Below are 3,524 nucleotides of genomic sequence, written 5' to 3'. Positions count from 1 at the left end.
ACCCCTCACAGGACTAAAGGCTAGAAAGTCAACATAAAGCAGGATTAATAACAACGTAACATTAACCGAGTCAACCTTTTTCAGGAAACCACAAGCACTTATCTACGTGCCGTCCGATCTGTCCGACTTGTCTGACCTGTCCGACTTGTCCGATAAAGCATTCGCTAGCTTATTTATTGGGGAGGAGCTGGGCGAGTACTTTATTGAGGGACTTTTTGGCTTGGTACTCTTTGAGGTAGAAGGGCTCCCAGTAGGCGACGTCGAGGTGTTCTCCGGCCTCTAGTAGTCGAAAGGCATCGCTCGCCATATACTTGGCGTGGGGGTAGATATTGACTACATACCGACTACCCGGTAGTAGGCTCTGGAATAGCTCCTGCGCCTTCTCGGCACCCGATCCGAAGTAGACTACGGGGTGCTGCTCTACCAACTCGGTGATAGAGGCTTGCGTCTCCTCTTCGGTCAATACCAATGCGGCGATATCGGATACTGGCTCCCCTTTGGCGGTATAAAGTGCCGAGTAAACTTCCATACGTCGGGCATCGATCATCGGCATCAATAGTGCCTCCTCAGATGCCACCTCATGGGCGAGGTAACTACGAGCAATGAGCTGAGTGGTAGAGATGGCAAGGAGGGGAACCCCTTTGGCAAAAGCCAAACCCTTGGCATATCCTGCCGCGATGCGAAGCCCAGTGTAGCTTCCAGGCCCCTCAGCGACGCAGATAGCTGATAGCTCGTTGCCTTGGGGTAGCTGTGAAAGCACCTCCTGTGCCATCACTGCCAATCGCTCCGACTGCCTTGAGCGGTCGGTCTCTTCAGCCTCAGCGATAATCATTGGTGTATCGCCCTCCTCTGCCAGAGCCACTGTGCAGTAGTCGGTAGAGCTATCTAGGAGTAGGATATATCTCTTTTTCATCATTTCTTTTTACGTTTCTTCTTAGCCCCACTTGCCGCCGTTTCGGCGATTATTTGGCGTGCCTGCTCCTCTGTGAGTGTTTTGGCATCCGTCGTCTTGGGGATCTTGTAGTTATTCTTTTGATACTTAAGATAAGGTCCCCACCGACCATTGAGTACCTCTACCACCTCATCGCCTTCGCCAAAGGAGGCGATGAACTTATTACGCTCCTGCTCCTTCTTGGCATCAATGAGCGGCTTTGCCTCCTCAAGGGTGATCTCGTAGGGCGAAAGCTCTTTTGGAATACTAGCGAATAGCTTACCAAAGCGGACATAAGGGCCAAACCGACCAATGCTGGCGACGACTTTATCCCCCTCGTACTCACCAAGCGTACGAGGTAGGTCGAATAGTTTGAGCGCCTCCTCCAGGGTAATGGTCTCGAGTGAGAGATTGGTAGGGATGGAAGCGAAGCGCGGCTTTTTGCCCTCTTCGTCGGCAATACCGATCTGTATCATCGGACCAAAGCGCCCGATCTTAGCCGATACTTGCTCTCCAGTCTTGGGGTCTTCACCGAGGATGCGTTCGCCCACCTTGTGGTCGCTCTTCTCTGCCATCACCCCCTCCACATTATCGTGGAAGAGGTCGTAGAAGGTGGCAATGACGCTATTCCATTTCTTTTTGCCTGCCGCGATCTCGTCAAACTCCTCCTCTACCCGTGCGGTAAAGTTGTAGTCCAATACTTGGGGAAAGTACTCCACGAGGAAGTCGGTGACCACCAGCCCTGTGTCGGTGGGGAAGAGTTTATTTTTGTCTGCCCCATAGACCTCCTTCTTGGTACGCTTGGCTACCTTTCCCTTCTCTAGCTTGAGCTCTACATAATTGCGAGACTCGCCATCGATGGACTTCTTCACCACATACTCTCGCTTTTGGATAGTCTGAATGGTAGGTGCGTAGGTAGAAGGACGCCCAATCCCGAGCTCCTCCAATCGCTTTACCAACGATGCCTCCGTGTAGCGAGGGGGTCGTTGTGCAAAGCGCTCGCGTGCTACCACCTCCTCACTCAAGAGGGGGTCGCCAGTTTGGAGGCGTGGCAGAAGGCCAGTCTCTTCCTCGGCATCTTCATCGTCGTGCCCCTCTAGGTACACCTTGAGGAAGCCATCAAAGATGACCGTCTCACCCTTGGCTTCGAACTGTGTAGGAGTGCCACTCAATATCTGTACTGTGGTATTCTCCAGCTCAGCATCTGCCATCTGTGAGGCAAGCGTCCGCTTGCGGATCATCTCGTAGAGGGCACGCTCTTGCTTATTCTTTCCAGCAATTTCCACCTCCACATTTGTGGGGCGAATCGCTTCGTGCGCCTCTTGGGCACCTTTGGTCTTGACTTTATAGCGACGGGCCTTGACATACTCCTTTCCGTAGGCTTGCTCTACGAGGGCACAACTAGTGGCAATGGCATAGTCGGAGAGATTGACTGAGTCGGTACGCATATAAGTAATGTGCCCTGCTTCGTATAGGCTCTGAGCTAGTCGCATGGTGAGACCTACTGGATAGCCCAACCGCCTAGAAGCCTCCTGCTGTAGGGTAGAGGTGGTAAAGGGAGCTGCTGGCTTGCGCTTGGACGGCTTCACCTCTATCTTACCCACACTGTAGTTGGCATCAATGAGGGCGTTGAGGATTTCCCTTACCTCTTCCTCTGTCTCAGGTCGCTTCGCCACCTCTGCCACCACTTTCTCCCCGCTCGTGGTGATGAACAACCCCCGTATCCGGAAGTTGCTTTTTTGCTCAAAGGCGGTAATCTCTCGCTCCCTCTCCACAATAATCCGAACAGCTACCGACTGCACCCTACCTGCCGAAAGCTGAGGACGAATCTTGCGCCAAAGCACTGGGCTCAGCTCGAAGCCTACAATCCTATCCAGTACACGGCGAGCTTGCTGAGCATCAACCATCTGCTCATCAATAGCACGAGGGTTTTCGAGGGCGTGCTCTACTGCCGACTTGGTGATCTCGTGAAATACGATCCTATTCTTAGCCTTCTTATCCAATCCAAGCACCTCGGCTAAGTGCCATGCTATCGCCTCTCCTTCGCGGTCCTCATCACTTGCAAGCCACACTCTCTCAGCTTTTTTGGAAGCACTTCTCAGCTCCTTAACCACTCGCTCCTTATCCTCAGAGACCTCGTACTGCGGTTCAAAGTTATTCTCAATATCCACACCCATCCCTTTGGTCTTAAGGTCACGGATATGCCCATAGCTAGAGAGGACTTGGTAGTCCTTACCTAGAAATTTGCTAATGGTCTTTGACTTAGCGGGTGACTCCACTATCACGAGGTTACTTGCCATATCTTTATCTAATTTTTTATTCTCTCAATACTCTTATACCCAACATTTATTGGATTTGCAAAAGTACACATTATATATAACTAGACAAAAAAACTGGGCTCACAAGACAGGGGTTACGCATTAGAAAAGGCTATTGTACGAATGATGATATACAATCTATTGATGATAATGGTGTAAGGACCTCGGTAGAGGTCCGTGTTAAATAGGCACAGGTCGGAGGGGCGTTAGCCCCGAACGACCTGTGTGTAAGAGCATATTCACCACCTCCTTGACCCCGGTTGAGGGGTCAGACC

At 51.5% G+C, this 3,524-nt stretch carries 2 protein-coding genes; both read right to left on the bottom strand.

Annotated elements, in window-relative coordinates; all coding sequences use genetic code 11:
- Positions 1 to 169: 169 nt before the first annotated feature.
- Complete coding sequence (gene tsaB / locus A3GK_RS0109940; protein WP_026161843.1) at positions 170 to 916, bottom strand: tRNA (adenosine(37)-N6)-threonylcarbamoyltransferase complex dimerization subunit type 1 TsaB; 747 nt, start codon at positions 914 to 916, stop codon at positions 170 to 172.
- Positions 913 to 3,231, bottom strand: coding sequence for a type I DNA topoisomerase (gene topA / locus A3GK_RS0109935; RefSeq protein WP_018029297.1), 2,319 nt, complete (start codon positions 3,229 to 3,231; stop codon positions 913 to 915). Before topA ends, tsaB begins: the two co-directional genes overlap by 4 nt.
- Positions 3,232 to 3,524: the final 293 nt, after the last annotated feature.

It is taken from the genome of Porphyromonas somerae DSM 23386 (assembly GCF_000372405.1).
Classification (GTDB): domain Bacteria; phylum Bacteroidota; class Bacteroidia; order Bacteroidales; family Porphyromonadaceae; genus Porphyromonas_A; species Porphyromonas_A somerae.
Note: the sequence above shows the minus strand (reverse complement) of the source record. Positions and strands in the feature narration are given on the sequence as shown.

Coding starts and splice junctions, on each gene's coding strand:
- tsaB (WP_026161843.1), bottom strand. CDS start 916: ATGATGAAAAAGAGATATATCCTACTCCTAGATAGCTCTACCGACTAC.
- topA (WP_018029297.1), bottom strand. CDS start 3,231: ATGGCAAGTAACCTCGTGATAGTGGAGTCACCCGCTAAGTCAAAGACC.